The 16,532-nt window shown below is 64.2% G+C and carries 15 protein-coding genes; 9 read left to right on the top strand and 6 right to left on the bottom strand.

The genetic code is table 11. The features are described 5' to 3' along the window. Nucleotides 1–309 precede the first annotated feature (309 nt). Nucleotides 310–1,053, top strand: coding sequence for a heparan-alpha-glucosaminide N-acetyltransferase (locus ABD866_RS06875; protein WP_345062461.1), 744 nt, complete (start codon nucleotides 310–312; stop codon nucleotides 1,051–1,053). A gap of 93 nt (nucleotides 1,054–1,146) precedes the next feature. Here the strand turns inward: ABD866_RS06875 and ABD866_RS06870 are convergent, their stop codons facing one another. From ABD866_RS06870 to ABD866_RS06845, 6 genes are all read right to left on the bottom strand, one after another. Continuing rightward, the gene (locus ABD866_RS06870) at nucleotides 1,147–1,932 is read right to left on the bottom strand and encodes a peptidylprolyl isomerase (protein WP_345062459.1); all 786 of its coding nucleotides are present in this window, start codon (nucleotides 1,930–1,932) and stop codon (nucleotides 1,147–1,149) included. Between the two features lie 67 nt (nucleotides 1,933–1,999). Beyond that, nucleotides 2,000–2,263, bottom strand: coding sequence for a BolA family protein (locus ABD866_RS06865; protein WP_345062457.1), 264 nt, complete (start codon nucleotides 2,261–2,263; stop codon nucleotides 2,000–2,002). 12 nt (nucleotides 2,264–2,275) lie between these two features. Next, a complete protein-coding gene (locus tag ABD866_RS06860) occupies nucleotides 2,276–2,815 on the bottom strand; it encodes a septation protein A (protein WP_345062455.1) in 540 nt (179 codons plus the stop codon). Between the two features lie 50 nt (nucleotides 2,816–2,865). Further along, nucleotides 2,866–3,279 (bottom strand): peptide-methionine (R)-S-oxide reductase MsrB, encoded by a 414-nt coding sequence (gene msrB / locus ABD866_RS06855; protein WP_345062453.1) that lies wholly within the window; start codon nucleotides 3,277–3,279, stop codon nucleotides 2,866–2,868. Continuing rightward, a complete protein-coding gene (locus ABD866_RS06850; RefSeq protein ID WP_345062451.1) occupies nucleotides 3,276–4,763 on the bottom strand; it encodes a protein adenylyltransferase SelO in 1,488 nt (495 codons plus the stop codon). Before ABD866_RS06850 ends, msrB begins: the two co-directional genes overlap by 4 nt. Nucleotides 4,764–4,828: 65 nt before the next feature. Beyond that, nucleotides 4,829–5,551 carry a Crp/Fnr family transcriptional regulator gene (locus ABD866_RS06845; RefSeq protein ID WP_345062449.1) on the bottom strand — a complete coding sequence of 241 codons (723 nt, stop codon included), beginning with the start codon at nucleotides 5,549–5,551 and terminating at the stop codon, nucleotides 4,829–4,831. Nucleotides 5,552–5,759: 208 nt separating this feature from the next. Here ABD866_RS06845 and ABD866_RS06840 point away from each other — a divergent pair, with 208 nt between their 5' ends. From ABD866_RS06840 to ABD866_RS06805, 8 genes are all read left to right on the top strand, one after another. Next, nucleotides 5,760–7,403, top strand: a complete 1,644-nt coding sequence (locus tag ABD866_RS06840) for a 3-(methylthio)propionyl-CoA ligase (RefSeq protein WP_345062447.1) — start codon at nucleotides 5,760–5,762, stop codon at nucleotides 7,401–7,403. Nucleotides 7,404–7,532: 129 nt separating this feature from the next. Continuing rightward, nucleotides 7,533–8,765 (top strand): branched-chain amino acid ABC transporter substrate-binding protein, encoded by a 1,233-nt coding sequence (locus ABD866_RS06835; RefSeq protein ID WP_345062445.1) that lies wholly within the window; start codon nucleotides 7,533–7,535, stop codon nucleotides 8,763–8,765. Nucleotides 8,766–8,836: 71 nt separating this feature from the next. Continuing rightward, on the top strand, nucleotides 8,837–9,790 hold the full coding sequence (locus tag ABD866_RS06830; RefSeq protein WP_345062443.1) for a branched-chain amino acid ABC transporter permease: 954 nt from the start codon (nucleotides 8,837–8,839) through the stop codon (nucleotides 9,788–9,790). A 4-nt stretch (nucleotides 9,791–9,794) separates the two neighbouring features. Continuing rightward, nucleotides 9,795–11,114, top strand: coding sequence for a branched-chain amino acid ABC transporter permease (locus ABD866_RS06825; protein ID WP_345062441.1), 1,320 nt, complete (start codon nucleotides 9,795–9,797; stop codon nucleotides 11,112–11,114). Nucleotides 11,115–11,116: 2 nt separating this feature from the next. Then, nucleotides 11,117–11,899: an ABC transporter ATP-binding protein gene (locus ABD866_RS06820; protein WP_345062439.1), complete on the top strand. Its 783-nt coding sequence runs from the start codon at nucleotides 11,117–11,119 to the stop codon at nucleotides 11,897–11,899. A 1-nt stretch (nucleotide 11,900) separates the two neighbouring features. After that, nucleotides 11,901–12,596, top strand: coding sequence for an ABC transporter ATP-binding protein (locus ABD866_RS06815; protein ID WP_345062437.1), 696 nt, complete (start codon nucleotides 11,901–11,903; stop codon nucleotides 12,594–12,596). A 528-nt stretch (nucleotides 12,597–13,124) separates the two neighbouring features. Beyond that, the gene (locus ABD866_RS06810) at nucleotides 13,125–15,224 is read left to right on the top strand and encodes a 3-hydroxyacyl-CoA dehydrogenase NAD-binding domain-containing protein (protein WP_345062435.1); all 2,100 of its coding nucleotides are present in this window, start codon (nucleotides 13,125–13,127) and stop codon (nucleotides 15,222–15,224) included. Between the two features lie 34 nt (nucleotides 15,225–15,258). Continuing rightward, on the top strand, nucleotides 15,259–16,434 hold the full coding sequence (locus ABD866_RS06805; RefSeq protein WP_345062433.1) for an acetyl-CoA C-acyltransferase: 1,176 nt from the start codon (nucleotides 15,259–15,261) through the stop codon (nucleotides 16,432–16,434). Nucleotides 16,435–16,532 lie beyond the last annotated feature (98 nt).

The following is a 16,532-nucleotide window of genomic DNA, read 5'->3' as shown; positions in this document are numbered from 1 at the left end:
TGGCGTTAGACGATAGGCGGCTAAGATGTTGTTTTTGCAGGTTTTTGCTTCTGCTTTGGGAGCAGAGGGTCGCGAGTTCGAATCCCGCCGCTCCGACCATCCATGACAAGGCCTGCAGGTCATCCTGCAGGCCTTTTGTCTTATCGGGGAGCCCGCTGGGGGTTAGATGACGATCGGCGCGGCTCGGGGCACGCAAGCGCTGGTGCGGCTAGCATGCAGCCTTCGCCTTCTCCAGCCCGTAGCCTGTCCGTGCCCCGAAACAAGACTGTCCGATCCGATTGTGTCGCTGCACCGCCCGCGGCAGCGCTGATGCCCGACGCCCGCTTCGCCCGTGTCGACGCCCTGCGGGGGATGGCCATGGTGTGGATGACAGTCTTTCACTTCTGTTTCGATCTCAGCCACTTTGGTTTGTGGCCTCAGGAGTTCCGCACCGATCCGTTCTGGACTGTACAGCGCACCGCCATCGTGAGCCTGTTCCTGCTGTGTGCGGGGTTGGGCCAGTCGATTGCCGTCGCGCAGGGGCAGTCGTGGTCGCGCTTTTGGCGACGCTGGGCGCAGATTGCCGGCTGTGCATTGCTGGTGTCGGCAGGCTCGGCCTGGATGTTCCCGGCCAGCTACATCCACTTCGGCGTGCTGCACGGTATGGCGGTGATGCTGGTGGTGGCTCGGCTCACGGCCGGTTGGGGGACGGTGCTGTGGCTGGCTGGGGGCATTGCCGTAGCCACTCCCTGGTTGGCCGCCTGGGGCCTGCAGGCAGCGGGTCCTGAGCTTGCAGCCTGGTTCAACAGCCGCTGGCTTAACTGGTTGGGCTGGGTGACGCGCAAGCCCTTCACCGAAGACTATGTGCCCGTGTTCCCCTGGCTCGGCGTGATGTGGTGGGGGATGGCCCTTGGCCAGTACCTGCATCGGCGTCATGCTTCCGTGCTGGCGGGGCGGGTGCCCGCGGTGCTGGGCGGTCTGGCCTGGCTCGGACGCTGGAGCCTGAGCTACTACATGCTCCACCAGCCGGTGATGATAGGCGCGCTGATGCTCTGGCTGGCGGTGGTGCGCTGATCCCATCCACCCGGCCCGCGTACTGGGTGGCCCCCAAAAGCACAACGCGGCCGAAGCCGCGTTGTGATGGGGGAGCCGACGCAGATCCAGTGCTTACTCGACCTTGGCCTTGGCGCGCAGGTCTTCCTGGAACTTCACCAGCTTTTGCTGTTGCAGTTGCTGGGCGATCTGCGGCTTGACTTCGTCCAGCTTGGGCAGCTCAGCTTCGCGCACGTCGTCGAGGCGGATGATGTGCCAGCCGAACTGGCTCTTCACCGGTGCATCGGTCATCTTGCCCTTTTGCAGCTTGATCAGGGCTTCCGTGAATTCGCTCACGTAGCTGGCGGGGTTGGCCCAGTCCAGGTCGCCGCCGCGGGCACCGGAGCCCGGGTCCTTCGACTGCTTCTTGGCGATTTCTTCGAACTTGGCGCCCTTCTTGATCGAGGCGATGATGGCCTTGGCTTCGGCTTCCTTCTCAACCAGGATGTGGCTGGCCTTGTATTCCTTGCCACCGTTGGCGGCCACGAACTTGTCGTATTCGGCCTTGATTTCGGCGTCGGTGACGGGGTTCTTCTTCTGGTAGTCCGAGAACAGTTCGCGGATCAGAATGGTCTGGCGGGCCAGTTCCATTTGGGCCTTGTAGTCGGCCGAGGTTTCCAGGCCGCGCTTTTGCGCTTCCTGCATGAAGATTTCGCGGGCGATCACTTCTTCCTTGATCTGGCCCTCGATGTCCGGCGTCACCGGGCGGCCCGAGCGCTCGACCTGCTGGCGCAGCGCGTCGGCCCGCTCCTTCGGCACGGCCTTGCCGTTGACGATGGCGATGTTCTGGGCAGAGACGGGCAGGGCCACGGCGCCCAGCAGGGCTGCGGCCACGAGGCCGGACAGAAGCTGTTTCTTCATGCGGAATCCAAATCAGGGTAGGGAGGGAGCTGAGGGAGGGCCGGTCCAGCAGGCCGGTCGGTCGCGCTCAGAGGATTTCGATGGCGAGGGCGTGTACGCCCCGGTCGATGAAATCTTGCAGCGCATCATACACAAGGCGGTGGCGCGCAACGCGGGGCAGACTGGTAAACAAAGGTGACGCGATGCGCACCCGGAAATGGGTGCCAAAGCCCGTGCCATTGGCCCCGGCATGGCCGGCGTGGGCAGCGCTTTCGTCCAGCACTTCGAGGGTCGTGGGCTGCAGGCGCTCCAGCAGCCGCGCGTGCATCTGGTCGGCAATCTCGGTCGTCATGGCGGTGCGGGCTCAGGAGGAGGGTTCATCGTTTTGCAGGTGCGGCGCGATGTACACCCCCTGCCCGATGAGGAAGGCCACAGGGAAGATGTAGCCCCAGAGTTTGAAGTCCACCCAGGCTTCGGTGCTGAACGACACCACCACGTAGGCGTTGATGGCCGACATGAACAGGCAGTACGCGACCCAGGCCACGTTCAGGCGTCGCCACACGGGCTCGGGCAGCGCCAGCTGGCCGCCCAGCAGGATCTGCAGGAAGTTTTTGCGAAAGCCCCAGAGTGCCACGGCCAGTGCCAGCGCCATGGCACCGTAGAGCACCGTGGGTTTCCATTTGATGAAGCGGTCGTCCTGCAGCAGCAGGGTGAGCGTGCCAAACAGCAGGATGAGCACCAGCGTGACCTTGTGCATGGTCTGCAGGCGACGGTCAATGGCGTAGATCAGGCCCATCTGCAGCACCGTGGCCGCCATGAGCACGCCGGTGGCGGCATAGATGCCGTAGAACTTGTAGGCGCCGAAGAACAGCAGGATGGGGAAAAAATCGATCAGCAGTTTCATGGTGTGCGCCGTGCGGTGGCGGCGGCTCGAGAGGCGGCTGGTAGGGCGGCTCAGGGGGCCGGGGGCTCGAAGTCCAGCGAGGCCGAATTCATGCAATAGCGCAGCCCGGTGGGGGCAGGGCCGTCTTCAAACACATGGCCCAGGTGCGCCCCGCATTGTGCACAAACCGTTTCCACCCGGACCATGCCGTGGCTGCGGTCGATGTGCTCGGCAATCGCGCCGGGCACGGCCTGGCTGAAGCTGGGCCAGCCGCAGCCGGCGTCGAACTTGGTGTCGGCATCGAACAGCTTGGCGCCGCAGCAGATGCAGTGGTAGGTGCCATCGGCCCAGTGCGACTCGTACTTGCCGGTGAAGGGGCGTTCGGTGGCGGCCTGGCGCGTGACCTGGTAGGCCAGCGGTTCGGCGCCTTTGTCTTGCAGCAGGGCACGCCATTCGGCGTCGGTCTTCTGGATGGGGTAGGTCATGACGAGCAGCTGATTTCGATGTGGGCCGCCCAATCGGGCGGAAAGTCGGCATGGTGCGCGAGCAGCGGGTGCTCGTCAAACGGCGCTTCGATCAGCCCCTGTACCACCTGCAGTTCACCGAAGTCGCCTTGCTGGGCTGCGGCAATCGCGCCCTGGGCCACGTGGTTGCGCAGCACGTATTTGGGGTTTGTGTTGAGCATCAAATCGGCCGCTTGTGCTTGATTTTGCTCGATAGTACGCTCCGAATATGAGAGCAGCCAGGCGTCGGCTGTTTTCCGGTCAAGGAACAGGTCGCGCACGGGGCCGAAGTCACCCGCCGCCACCGCCTGGGCCAGGCGGCGCCAGAAAATCGGGTAGTCCACCTTGTCCTGGGCCAGCAGTGCCAGCAGGCGGTCGAGCAGCGCCCCGTCGTCCTCGCGCGGCTGCAGCAGACCCAGCTTCTCGCGCATGCGCAGCAGAAACTGCGCGGGAAAGCGCGCTTTGTAGGGCTCCAGCGCCGCCAGCGTGGCGGGCTCCGAGTCGATCAGCGGATACAGCGCCTGCGCCAGGCAGTACAGGTTCCAGTACGCCACCTGCGGCTGGCGGTTGAAGGCGTAGCGGCCCTGGTGGTCGCTGTGGTTGCAGATGTGTCCCGGATCGAACGCGTCCAGAAACTGGAAGGGGCCGTAGTCGATGGTCAGGCCCAGGATGCTCATGTTGTCGGTGTTCATCACGCCGTGGCAAAAGCCCACCGCCTGCCAGTGGGCCAGCAGGTCGGCCGTGCGCTCCGTCACGGCGGCCAGCAGCGCGGCATAGGCACCGCCCGGCGTATCGGCACCGACTTCGCGGCACTGCGGGTAGTAGCGGTCGATCACATAGTCGGCCAGCGCGCGCAGGGCGTCTTCGTCGCCTTGGGCCGCAAAGTGCTCGAAGTGACCAAAGCGCACAAAACTTGGGGCCACGCGTGCGACGACCGCAGCGGTTTCGATGGTTTCGCGCCGCACGGATGCGGGTGAGCCGGTCACGCTCAGCGCGCGCGTGGTGGGCACGCCCAGGGCGTGCATGGCTTCGCTGCACAGAAATTCGCGGATGCTGGAACGCAGCACCGCCCGGCCATCGCCCATGCGCGAGTAGGGCGTGCGGCCAGCGCCCTTGAGCTGGATCTCAAAGCCGTTGCGGGTTTCGCCCAGCAGGATCGCACGGCCATCGCCCAGCTGCCCCGCCCACACGCCGAACTGGTGGCCGCTGTACACGCTGGCCAGCGGCTCGGTGCCCTCGGGCACCGCGTTGCCGGTGAGCACCTGCAGTGTGTCGTCTCCGTGCCAGGCGGGGCTGTCGAGCCCCAGCAGGCGTGCGGTCGATTCGCTTCGCCCCACCCAGTGCGCGGCGGGCAGCGGAGTGGGATGCAGGTGGGTGTAGTAGCGGGGGCCGAGACGGGCAAAGCCGTGGTCCCACGCCAAGCCGGGCAGGGCGGTGCCTGCGGGCGCGGTGATGGGCGCGTTCATGGGGCGGATTGTCCGCCAGTGTGGTGGCCCCGCCTGCATCAGGGGCATGGGTTGCGGCGTCGGTGTCAGAGAGCGACTGGGGCGTGCTCGGCTGCGGCTGCGGCCGGTTTGCCGGCGTCCTGCAGCGTGCGCGCCAGGGCGTCGTCGTCCACGATGGCAATGCGCCCCACCTCGACGCGCACGATGCCTTGTGCCTCCAGATCGCGCAGCACGCGGTTGACGGTTTGCCGCGACAGGCCGACCAGTTGCCCCAGTTCGTCCTGCGTAAGGTTCAAGCGCCGGGTGCTGCGCCAGAACAGCCGGCTCAGGTACAGCGCCACGCGATAGGCAGGAGAGCCCACGCGGCCGGCCTCGATGATGGTCATGGCCTGGCCCAGCCGCATGTTCAGGTGCTGCACCAGGTACTGATTGAAGCCGAGGCTCTGGCTGCGCAGCGCGTCAAAAAGTGGCAAGGGCAGGCACATGAGCGTGGTGGGGCGCAGAGCGATCACGTGGTAGCGGCGCACCTCGGACTTGATGGCTGAGCCCTCGCCGAACCATTCGCCGTCAGGCACGCCGATGAAGGCCGAGCGCTTGCCCTGGTCGGTCGGGCTTTGCAGCATCACCAGGCCGCTGAGCACGGCATACCAGCCCTGCACCATCTCGCCCGCGGGGAGCACCACGCTGCCCTTGGCGGCCTCCAGCATCTGCACTCCGGCGTCCACCTGCTGCTGCAGGGCTGCGGGCAGGCCCGCGTGCCAGGGCTGGGTGCGCAGAAATCGCTGGGCGGCAGAGTCGGGTGTGAACATGCCCCATTGTGGCCCGCTGGCGGAGGGCTCCGGGTTATCCCGGTGTGTTTGTCAATCGCGCGACAAGGCTTGCCGCCGCTGCGCCGCCTGCCGACACTTTCCGGGCCGTAACCCCTGGGGCTGTCCCGCGGATGACCTGGATCACCGCATGCCTGCAGGCCGCGCGCTACGATGGTCCGTCACCATCCACAACAACCAAGGAGTACACATGCTGGGTCTGATGCAGAGCCAACCGCTGCTGATTTCGTCGCTGATCGAGTTTGCCGAACGCCACCACGGCGACGCCGAAATCGTGTCGCGCCGCGTGGAGGGCGACATCCATCGCTACACCTACCGCGACCTCGCACAGCGCTCGCGCCAGCTGGCCAATGCGCTGGATGGCCTGAAGCTCGGCTTCAGCGACCGGGTCGCCTCGCTGGCCTGGAATGGCTACCGCCACATGGAGATGTACTTTGGCGTGAGCGGATCGGGTCGCGTATTGCACACCATCAACCCGCGCCTGCACCCCGAGCAGATCGCCTGGATCGTCAACCATGCCGAAGACCAGGTGCTGTGCTTTGACATGACCTTCCTGCCGCTGGTGCAGGCCGTGCACGCCAAGTGCCCAACGGTACGCCAGTGGGTAGCGCTGTGCGACGCCGACAAACTGCCGGCCGACACCGGCATTCCGGGGTTGGTGAGCTACGAGGCCTGGATCGGCGCATCGTCGGCCGATTACGCCTGGCCCGAGTTCGATGAGAACTCGGCATCGAGCATGTGCTACACCAGCGGCACCACGGGCAACCCCAAAGCCGCGCTGTACAGCCACCGCTCGACCACGCTGCACGCCTATGCTGCAGCCCTGCCCGACGTGATGTGCCTGTCGGCGCGCGATGCGGTGTTGCCTGTCGTGCCCATGTTCCACGTCAACGCCTGGGGCATTCCGTACTCGGCAGCACTCACCGGCTGCAAGCTGGTGTTTCCGGGTCCTGCACTCGACGGCAAGTCGGTGTACGAGTTGATCGAGGCCGAGAAAGTCACCTACGCGGCGGGCGTGCCCACCGTGTGGCAGATGCTGCTGGGCCACATGGGGCCATCGGGGCTCAAGTTCTCGTCGCTCAAGCGCACGGTGATCGGGGGCTCTGCGTGTCCGCCGGCCATGATCACGGCCTTCCAGGAGCAGTACGGCGTGGAGGTGCTGCACGCCTGGGGCATGACCGAGATGAGCCCGTTGGGCACCCTGTGCACGCTCAAGAACAAGCACCTGGCTTTGTCGAAGGACGAGCAGATGAAGATCCGCCAGAAGCAGGGGCGGTCGATCTATGGCGTGGACATGAAGATCGTGGGCGGCGATGGCAATGAACTGGCCTGGGACGGCAAGACGTATGGAGACCTGCTCGTGCGTGGCCCCTGGGTGGTACAGGCGTACTACAAGGGCGAAGGCGGCGATCCGCTGGTGCGCGATGCGCAAGGCCGCGGCTGGTTTCCCACGGGCGACGTGGCCACGATTGACGCCGACGGCTTCATGCAGATCACGGACCGCAGCAAGGACGTGATCAAGTCCGGTGGCGAGTGGATCAGCTCGATCGACATCGAGAACATTGCCATGGCGCACCCGGCGGTTGCCATGGCCGCCTGTGTGGGTATGCCGCATCCCAAGTGGGACGAACGCCCCATTGTGTGTGTGGTCAAACGCCCCGGTGCCGAGGTCACGCGCGAGCAGTTGCTGGCCTTCTACGAGGGCAAGACGGCCAAGTGGCAGATCCCGGACGACGTGGTGTTTGTCGAGGCGATTCCGCTCGGTGCCACGGGCAAGATGCTCAAGACAAAGCTGCGCGAGCAGCTAAAGGACTACCGCCTTCCGGGGCTGTGACAGGTACTGTCCGGAGGCTCGGGGGAGCCTCCGGAAAGTCGCGAGGGTGACGCGCTAGGGGCAATCCCTGAGCACCCCATTGTTGCAACGCGGTACTCTGCGTTGTGTCGATTCACTAGGAGACAAACCATGAAATTCGCTATCAAGGCTGTAGCAGCGACTGTCCTTCTGGCAAGCGCTGGCGGAGTGTTCGCCCAAAAGGGTGAGACCGTGAAGATCGCGTGGCTCGACCCGCTGTCCGGCCTTATGGCGGCCGTGGGCACGAACCAGCTCAAGAGCTTCCAGTTCCTCGCGGAAGAGTTCAACAAGAACAACCCCGCTGGCGTGAAGTTCGAGGTCATCGGCATCGACAACAAGTTGAGCCCCCAGGAAACCACCAGTGCGCTGCGTTCCGCCATCGACCAGGGCGCACGCTATGTGGTGCAGGGCAACGGCTCGGGTCCCGCACTGGCCATCATCGATGCGGTGGAAAAGCACAACGCCCGCAATCCTGGCAAAGAGGTGGTGTACCTGAACTACGCCGCGGTGGATCCCGACCTCACCAACAGCAAGTGCAGCTACTGGCATTTCCGCCTGGACGCTGACACGTCCATGAAGATGGAGGCGCTCACCACCTTCATGAAGGACATCCCCGAGATCAAGAAGGTGTATCTCATCAACCAGAACTACTCGCATGGCCATCAGGTCTCGAAGTTCGCCAAGGAGATGATGAAGCGCAAGCGCCCTGACGTGGAATTTGTGGGCGACGACCTGCATCCGCTGGCCCAGGTGCGTGACTTCTCGCCTTACATCGCGAAGATCAAGCAGTCGGGTGCTGACACCGTGATCACCGGCAACTGGGGCTCTGACCTGGCGCTGCTGATCAAGGCCGCCAATGACGCAGGCCTGAACAACGTGAAGTTCTACACCTACTACGGTGGCGTGACGGGCAGCCCCACGGCCATGGGCGCCGCAGCCGCGGGCCGCGTGTACCAGGTGTCGTACAACCACATGAACATGCCGGGCGAAATTGGTCGTCTGGTGGGCGAATACAAGAAGAAGTTCAATGACGACTTCTACACCGCCGCCGTATTCCACGCTTACACGATCCTCAGCGAAGCCTTCGTGCGCGCCAAGTCGACCGACCCCGTGAAGGTCGCTGCCACGATGAGCGGCATGAAGTTCAAGAGCTTCAATGGCGAGGTCGAAATGCGCAAGACCGACCATCAGCTGCAGCAGGGTCTGTTCATCTCGCGCTGGGACAAGGCGGGTGGCAAATTCCCGATGGACCAGGAGAACACGGGCCACACCTTCGTGCCGGTCAAGTACTTCGAGCCCTATGTGGCCAGCACGCCCACGTCGTGCCAGATGAAGCGCCCCTGATCGCCAGCGCGCTCAACTTGGAGGCCCGACGACCCTCGGGCCTTTTTTTTCCCCAGCGGTGAAGAATTTCAATGAATCTTGAGTTTTTCGTGATCTCGTTGCTGAACGGGGTGGCCTACGGGCTGCTCCTGTTCATGCTGAGTTCCGGCCTCACGCTGATCTTCAGCATGATGGGCGTGCTCAACTTTGCACACACCAGCTTCTACATGCTGGGTGCCTACTTTGCTTACACGATTTCGGGCTTGGTAGGGTTCTGGCCGGCGCTCGTGATTGCGCCAGCCCTCGTGTTCCTGCTGGGAGCCGCTTTTGAGCGATATGCCCTGCGGCGTGTCCACAAGTTTGGCCACGTGCCGGAGCTGCTGGTCACGTTCGGGTTGTCGTACCTGATTCTGGAGCTCGTGCAACTGATCTGGGGCCGTTCGACCGTGCCCTATGGTCTGCCGGAGCAGCTGCAGGGACCCTTGTTCACGCTGTATGGCACGCAGTTCCCGAAATCGCGTTCCTTCGTGATGCTGGTTGCCATCCTGATGCTGATCTCGGTGTGGCTGCTGCTCACACGCACACGCATTGGTCTCGTGATCCAGGCAGCGCTCAAGTACCCTGAGATGGTGGAGGCGCTGGGCCACAACGTGCCGCGCGTTTTCATGTTGGTGTTTGGCGGTGGCGCCGCACTGGCTGGCCTGGCCGGTGTGATCGGCGGCAACACCTACGTGACCGAGCCGGCGATGGCTGCTTCGGTGGGCTCCATCATCTTCGTGGTGGTGGTTGTGGGCGGCATGGGCTCTCTCGCCGGGGCTTTCTTGGCATCGCTGCTGATCGGCGTGGTGCAAACATTCGCCGTAGCGCTCGACTACTCGCTGATCCACGCCTTCAAGTTGTTCGGCATGGCAGTGACGCCCGAAACCTTCGGGTACCCGCTGCTCAAGCTGACGATTGCACAGGTGGCACCCATCCTGCCGTTCCTGTTCTTGGTGCTGATTCTGATCTTCCGCCCGAAGGGCCTGCTGGGTACACGGGAGGACTGAGCACATGACCCCATCCAACTCCTCTTCTGAAGCCACCTCGTACTACCGCTTCAAGCCGTTCAACGTCGGTCGTTTCGTGATCTGGACCCTGTTCGCCTTGGCGCTGATCTTCGCGCCCAAGGTGTTCACCAGCAGTCTGTCGCTGACCATCCTGTCGCAGATCGGCTACCTGATCATCATCTGCCTGTCCTACAACATCCTGCTGGGGCAGGGCGGCATGCTGAGTTTCGGGCACGCGGTCTACACCGGTCTGGGCTCGTTCATCGCGATCCATGCGATGAACATGGCGACCAAGGGCAGCGTCCAGATTCCTCTGGTGCTGATTCCGCTGATCGGTGGCTTGGCCGGGATGTTCTTCGCCATCCTGCTTGGGTATGTCACGACCAAAAAGTCCGGTACGACGTTCGCCATGATCACGCTCGGTGTTGGTGAACTGGTGGCCGCCATGGCGCTGATGTTCCCAGAGTTCTTTGGCGGCGAAGGCGGTATCACCACCAACCGCGTCTATGGCGAGTCGTTCTTCGGCATCACCTTCGGGCCGTCGATCCAGGTGTACTACCTGATCGCCGTGTACTGCTTCATCTGCACCGCCGCGATGTTTGCCTTTACCGGCACTCCGCTGGGGCGCATCCTGAATGCGGTGCGCGACAACCCGGAGCGTGTTGAGTTCATTGGCTACAACACCCAGCGCGTGCGCTACATGGCCTTCATCATTGCGGGCTTCTTTGCCGGTATCGGTGGTGGCTTGGCGACGATCAACTTCGAGATCATCACTGGCGCCGATAGCCTGAGCGTGCTGCGTTCAGGGGGCTACCTGCTGTTCACCTTCCTGGGCGGGGCGACGTTCTTCTTCGGTCCCATCATTGGCGCGGTGTTGCTGGTGCTGGCCTCGGTGCTGCTGTCCGAGATCACCAAAGCCTGGTTGTTGTACCTGGGTCTGGTGTTCCTGTTCATGGTGATGTATGCGCCCGGCGGTATCGCCAGCCTGATCATGATGAACCTGCGGGTGGCCAAGTACGGCAAATTGCGCCGACTCTGGACTTCGTACCTCGCGCTCGCGGGTACCGGTTTGGTGGCTGTTATGGGCGCGGCCTGCATGATCGAGATGACCTACCACCTGCAGCTCAATGCGGCCTTGGGACCGCAACTGGAGTTCCTCGGAGCCACGATCAACACCAAGTCCTTTACGGCCTGGTTTGGATCGATCTTCGTGCTGCTCACTGGCTTGGGTCTGTTCGAGCTGACGCGCCGTGAGTTTGCGCGCCAGTGGAGCAAGATCCAGGAAGAAATCGAACATGAAATCAAGCGTGGGGAGAGCCTGTGACCATGGCGGACAACGCTAAATACGCGCTCGAACTGCGAGACCTGCGCAAGAGCTTCGGCAAGACCGAGATCATCCGTGGCGCCAACCTGCTGGTGACGCCCGGTGAACGGGTGGCCATCATCGGGCCCAACGGTGCGGGCAAGTCCACGCTGTTCAACCTGATCAGCGGCCGCTTCGCTCCCACCAGTGGCGAGGTGCTGCTCAACGGCCAGCGCATCGACGGCAAGAAGCCGTTTGAGATCAACCGCATGGGGCTGTCGCGCAGTTTCCAGATCACGAACATCTTTCCCAAGCTGAGCGTGTTCGAGAACCTGCGCTGCGGGGTGCTGTGGAGCATGGGCTACCGCTACACCTTCCTGCGCTTTCTGTCGAAGCTGGACGACGCCAACGAGCGCGCCAAGCAGCTCATGGAGATGATCAAGCTCGACAAGAAGCGCGACACCCTCGCCATGAACCTGACCTACGCCGAGCAACGTGCGCTGGAGATCGGCATCACGATTGCCGGCGGTGCCAACGTGATCCTGCTGGACGAGCCGACCGCGGGCATGAGCAAGAGCGAAACCTCGCGCTTCATCCACCTGATCAAGGAGGTGACCGAGGGCCGCACCCTGCTCACGGTGGAGCACGACATGGGCGTGGTGTTCGGCCTGGCCGACAAGATCGCCGTGGTGGTGTACGGCGAGGTGATTGCCTACGACACGCCCGAGAAGGTGCGCGCCAACCAGCGCGTGCAGGAGGCCTACCTGGGCTCAGTGATCGCCCAGCAGCAGGCGGGAGGACATTGACATGCTGCGGATCGACAACCTGCACGCCTACTACGGCAAAAGCCATGTGCTACATGGCGTTTCGATGGAAGTGCAACCCGGTGAAATCGTGGCGCTGCTCGGGCGCAACGGCTCGGGCCGTTCGACCACGGCCAAGGCCATCATGGGCTTGGTCGACTGGGAGGGCTCCATCGAATGGAAGGGCCAGCAGTTGCTGGGCAAGAAGGCCTATGAGATCGCCCATCTGGGCATCGGCTATGTGCCGGAAAGCCGCGACGTGTTCCCCAACCTCACCGTGCACCAGAACCTGCTGCTCGGGCAGAAGGGCAAGGGCAAGGGCAGCCGCTGGTCGTTTGACGACATGTACACCATGTTCCCGCGCCTCAAGGAGCGGCAGCACACCGAGGCGGGCGTGATGTCGGGCGGTGAGCAGCAGATGCTCACGCTCTGCCGCACGCTGATGGGCGACCCCGATCTGATCATCATCGACGAACCCACCGAAGGCCTGGCGCCCAAGATCGTTGAGCTGGTGGGCGAGTACCTGCAGAAGATCAAGGCCCGCGGCGTGTCGGTGCTGCTGATCGAGCAGAAGCTCACCATCGCGATGACCATCTCTGACCGGGCACTGGTGATGGGCCACGGCAGTGTGGTCTTCCAGGGCACGCCCGAAGCCCTGCGTGCGGACAACTACATCCGCAAGGAGTGGCTCGAAGTCTGAGCCTCGCGCGGCGGGTGGCCCCCGGGCCGCTGCCGTGCGCCTTTGGCAGGACTTGCGCGGTGCTGCGCATCGCGCGCGATGGCGCCGCCCACCCGAGCCCCCGCTGGGGCGATCGGCCCTTCGGGCCTGTGCCACTGCGGTCTGGGTCCTCTGCACGCCTGCAATGCATCCCTGCGCAGGCCTGTGCGCCCGTCCGTATGCCGCCGCCGTGCGCCCGCCATTCCGGACTACCTCCCGATCAAGCGCTTTGCCCCCAGCGTTCTGTGGGTGGCCGGTCTGCTCGCGCGTGTCGCGCCTGCAGCGGTGCCAAATCCCCGCCAAAGCACTGGCAATGCCCGGGTTTACCCGCGGTTTTGAGGGCTTTGATGGTCCTGGGCGCTCAGGACTTTCCCGGGGTTTTGCTGCGCCGCAGCGAGGGGCGGCTGGCTCTTTGTCCCAAGCGGGACAAAACGGGGTGTTCAAGGCACTTGAACTCCCTACAATCAAAAACGCACGACCGTTCTTTTTCACTTCACAAGGAACACCAGCATGACCGCTGAATACCAAGTCCACGGCGACGTTGCCGTGATCACCCTGGCCAATCCGCCCGTCAACGGGCTGGGCCTCTCGACCCGCCAGGGCATCGTCGACGGACTGGCCAAGGCCGAAGCCGATGCTGCCGTCAAGGCGATCGTGATCACCGGCGCCGGCGGCGCTTTTTCGGGCGGCGCCGACATCAAGGAATTCGGCACCGACAAGTCGCTGCAGGAGCCGAACCTGCACTCGGTGATCAACGCCGTGGAAAACGCCGGCAAGCCGGTCGTGGCCGCGATCCACTCGGTGTGCATGGGCGGCGGTCTGGAACTGGCCCTGGGTTGCCACTACCGCATTGCAGCCCCCGGCTGCAGCGTGGCGCTGCCCGAAGTCAAGCTGGGCATCCTGCCGGGTGCCGGTGGCACGCAGCGCCTGCCGCGCGTGGTGGGCGTGGAAGCTGCGCTCAACATGATCGTGAGCGGCGAGCCCGTCAAGAGCGAAATGATCGGCGCCGTGCCCGGCCAGAAGCTGTTCGACAAGATGGCCGCATCCGCCGAGTCGCTGGCTGCCGAGGCCCTGGCGTTTGCCAAGAGCGTGGCCGATGTGCGCCCGCTGCCCTTGGTGCGCAACCTGCCCTGCAAGCACCCCGAGGGCGACGCGTACTTCCAGTTCGCGCGCAACATGGTCAAGGGCATGGCCAAGAACTTCCCGGCCCCCGCCAAGTGCGTGGACGCCGTCGAGGCCGCCACCAAGCGCAAGTTTGCCGACGGCCTGGCCTTTGAGCGTGAGCTGTTCATCAACCTGATGTGGACGCCCGAATCCCGCGCGCTGCGCCACCTGTTCCTGGCCGAGCGTGCGGCCAGCAAGATCCCCGATGTGCCTTCGGACACCCCCAAGCGCGATGTGCAAAAGGTGGGCGTGATCGGTGCCGGCACCATGGGCGGCGGCATCTCGATGAACTTCCTGAACGCGGGCATCCCGGTCACCATCCTGGAGACCAAGCAGGAGGCCCTGGACCGCGGCGTGGCCACGATCCGCAAGAACTACGAAGCCCAGGTCAAGAAGGGCAAGCTCAAGCAAGAGAAGTACGAACAGCGCATGGCGCTGCTGAGCACCACGCTGAGCTACGACGACCTCAAGGACGTGGACCTCGTGATTGAGGCCGTGTTCGAAGAGATGGGCGTCAAAGAAGCCGTGTTCAAGCAACTCGACGCCGTGGCCAAGCCCGGCGCGATCCTGGCCTCCAACACCTCCACGCTGGACGTGGACCAGATCGCCTCGTTCACCAAGCGCCCGCAGGACGTGGTGGGCATGCACTTCTTCAGCCCGGCCAACGTGATGAAGCTGCTCGAAGTGGTGCGCGGCAAGGCAACGGCCAAGGACGTGCTGGCCACCGTCATGGCGATTGCCAAGAAGATCAAGAAGACCGCTGTGGTGTCGGGTGTGTGCGACGGCTTCATCGGCAACCGCATGATCGAGCGCTACAGCCAGCAAGCGGGCTTCCTGCTCGACGAAGGCTGCACGCCGCAGCAGGTGGACAAGGCCATCGAGAAGTTCGGCTTCGCGATGGGCCCGTTCCGCATGGGCGACCTGGCCGGCAACGACATTGGCTGGGCGATCCGCAAGCGCCGGGCGGTCGAGCAGCCCGACATGAAGTACAGCAAGACCGCCGACCTGCTGTGCGAAATGGGCCGCTTTGGCCAGAAGACGGGCGCTGGCTGGTACGACTACCAGGCGGGCAAGCGCGACGCGATCCCGAGCGACGTGGTGAACAAGATGATCGAAGACCACCGCAAGGCGCTGGGCGTCACGCCGCGCAAGGTGTCGGACGAAGAGATCGTGCAGCGCCTGGTGTACGCACTGGTGAACGAAGGCGCCAAGATCCTGGAAGAGGGCATCGCCAGCAAGTCGGGCGACATCGACATGGTGTACCTGACGGGCTACGGCTTCCCCATCCACCGCGGCGGCCCCATGCATTACGCCAGCGAAGTGGGCCTGTTCAACGTGGTCGAGTCGATGAAGCGCTTCGCCAAGAACCCGCTCGACGACGCCCGCGCCTGGACCCCTGCACCGCTGCTGGCCAAGCTGGCCGCCGAAGGCAAGGCATTCCAGTAATCCGCGCCACGATCTACCGAACCAAGGAATTCACATGACCTCCGCAGTGATTGTTTCCACCGCCCGCACGCCGCTCGCCAAGAGCTGGAAGGGCTCGTTCAACATGACGCACGGCGCCACCCTGGGCGGCCATGCGGTGCAGCATGCCGTGCAGCGCGCCGGCATCGACGGTGCCGACGTGGACGACGTCATCATGGGCTGTGCCACGCCAGAAGGCGCCACGGGCAGCAACATCGCGCGCCAGATCGCGCTCAAGGCCGGCCTGCCCATCACCGCCTCGGGCATGACCATCAACCGCTTCTGCTCGTCGGGCCTGCAGACCATCGCCACCGCCGCCCAGCGCATCATCGCGGGCGAGGGCGATGTGTATGTGGCCGGTGGCGTGGAAAGCATCTCCTGCGTGCAGCAGGAGATGAACCTGCACATGATCCAGGACCTCGCGCTGGCCAAGCAAAAGCCCGAGATCTACTGGAGCATGCTGCAGACCGCCGAACAGGTGGCCAAGCGCTACCACATCGGCCGCGACGCCATGGACGAATACGGTGCCGCCAGCCAGCAAAAGGCCTGCGCAGCCCAGGCGGCTGGCCTGTTTGATGCGGAAATTGCCCCCATCACCGTGACCGCAGGCATTGCCGACAAGACGCTGGGCCTGATCACCAAGCAAGTCACGGTGAGCAAGGACGAAGGCACGCGCGAAGGCACCACCAAGGAAGGCATCAGCGGCATTCGCCCGGCGCTGCCCGGTGGCCTGATCTCGGCCGGCAACGCCAGCCAGTTCAGCGACGGCGCAGGCGCCTGCGTGGTCACGAGCGAAGCCTACGCCAGCGCGAAGGGCCTCAAGCCCCTGGGCCGCTTCCTGGGCTTTGCGGTGGCCGGTTGCGAGCCCGATGAGATGGGCATCGGCCCCGTGTTCGCTGTGCCCAAGGTGCTCAAGAAGCTGGGCCTGAAGGTCGAGGACATCGACCTGTGGGAGCTGAACGAAGCCTTTGCCGTGCAGGTGCTGTACTGCCGCGACAAGCTGGGCATTCCGGCCGATCGGCTGAACGTGAACGGCGGCGCCATTGCCCTGGGCCACCCCTACGGTGTGTCGGGCCAGCGCCTCACGGGCCACGCCCTCATCGAAGGCAAGCGCCGCGGCGCCAAGCGCGTGTGCGTGACCATGTGCATCGGCGGCGGCATGGGCGCTGCCGGTATTTTTGAAGTGTTCTGAGCACCGCGGGCCCGGGTGACCGGGCCTGTCGCCCTGGTGGCGCTACCGGTAGGCCGGCAGCGCCACCGGATGCTCTTGTTTTGATAGCTGCTCGTGCT

The sequence above is a fragment of the Acidovorax lacteus genome (assembly GCF_039540375.1).
Taxonomy (GTDB): Bacteria; Pseudomonadota; Gammaproteobacteria; order Burkholderiales; family Burkholderiaceae_C; genus Acidovorax_G; species Acidovorax_G lacteus.
The sequence above is the reverse complement of the archived record's forward strand: the minus strand, read 5'-3'. Positions and strand labels throughout refer to the sequence as shown.

Bases quoted from the DNA above. Each gene is read 5' to 3' on its own strand.
- ABD866_RS06875 (WP_345062461.1), top strand. From the start codon at position 310: ATGCCCGACGCCCGCTTCGCCCGTGTCGACGCCCTGCGGGGGATGGCC.
- ABD866_RS06870 (WP_345062459.1), bottom strand. From the start codon at position 1,932: ATGAAGAAACAGCTTCTGTCCGGCCTCGTGGCCGCAGCCCTGCTGGGC.
- ABD866_RS06865 (WP_345062457.1), bottom strand. From the start codon at position 2,263: ATGACGACCGAGATTGCCGACCAGATGCACGCGCGGCTGCTGGAGCGC.
- ABD866_RS06860 (WP_345062455.1), bottom strand. From the start codon at position 2,815: ATGAAACTGCTGATCGATTTTTTCCCCATCCTGCTGTTCTTCGGCGCC.
- msrB (WP_345062453.1), bottom strand. From the start codon at position 3,279: ATGACCTACCCCATCCAGAAGACCGACGCCGAATGGCGTGCCCTGCTG.
- ABD866_RS06850 (WP_345062451.1), bottom strand. From the start codon at position 4,763: ATGAACGCGCCCATCACCGCGCCCGCAGGCACCGCCCTGCCCGGCTTG.
- ABD866_RS06845 (WP_345062449.1), bottom strand. From the start codon at position 5,551: ATGTTCACACCCGACTCTGCCGCCCAGCGATTTCTGCGCACCCAGCCC.
- ABD866_RS06840 (WP_345062447.1), top strand. From the start codon at position 5,760: ATGCTGGGTCTGATGCAGAGCCAACCGCTGCTGATTTCGTCGCTGATC.
- ABD866_RS06835 (WP_345062445.1), top strand. From the start codon at position 7,533: ATGAAATTCGCTATCAAGGCTGTAGCAGCGACTGTCCTTCTGGCAAGC.
- ABD866_RS06830 (WP_345062443.1), top strand. From the start codon at position 8,837: ATGAATCTTGAGTTTTTCGTGATCTCGTTGCTGAACGGGGTGGCCTAC.
- ABD866_RS06825 (WP_345062441.1), top strand. From the start codon at position 9,795: ATGACCCCATCCAACTCCTCTTCTGAAGCCACCTCGTACTACCGCTTC.
- ABD866_RS06820 (WP_345062439.1), top strand. From the start codon at position 11,117: ATGGCGGACAACGCTAAATACGCGCTCGAACTGCGAGACCTGCGCAAG.
- ABD866_RS06815 (WP_345062437.1), top strand. From the start codon at position 11,901: ATGCTGCGGATCGACAACCTGCACGCCTACTACGGCAAAAGCCATGTG.
- ABD866_RS06810 (WP_345062435.1), top strand. From the start codon at position 13,125: ATGACCGCTGAATACCAAGTCCACGGCGACGTTGCCGTGATCACCCTG.
- ABD866_RS06805 (WP_345062433.1), top strand. From the start codon at position 15,259: ATGACCTCCGCAGTGATTGTTTCCACCGCCCGCACGCCGCTCGCCAAG.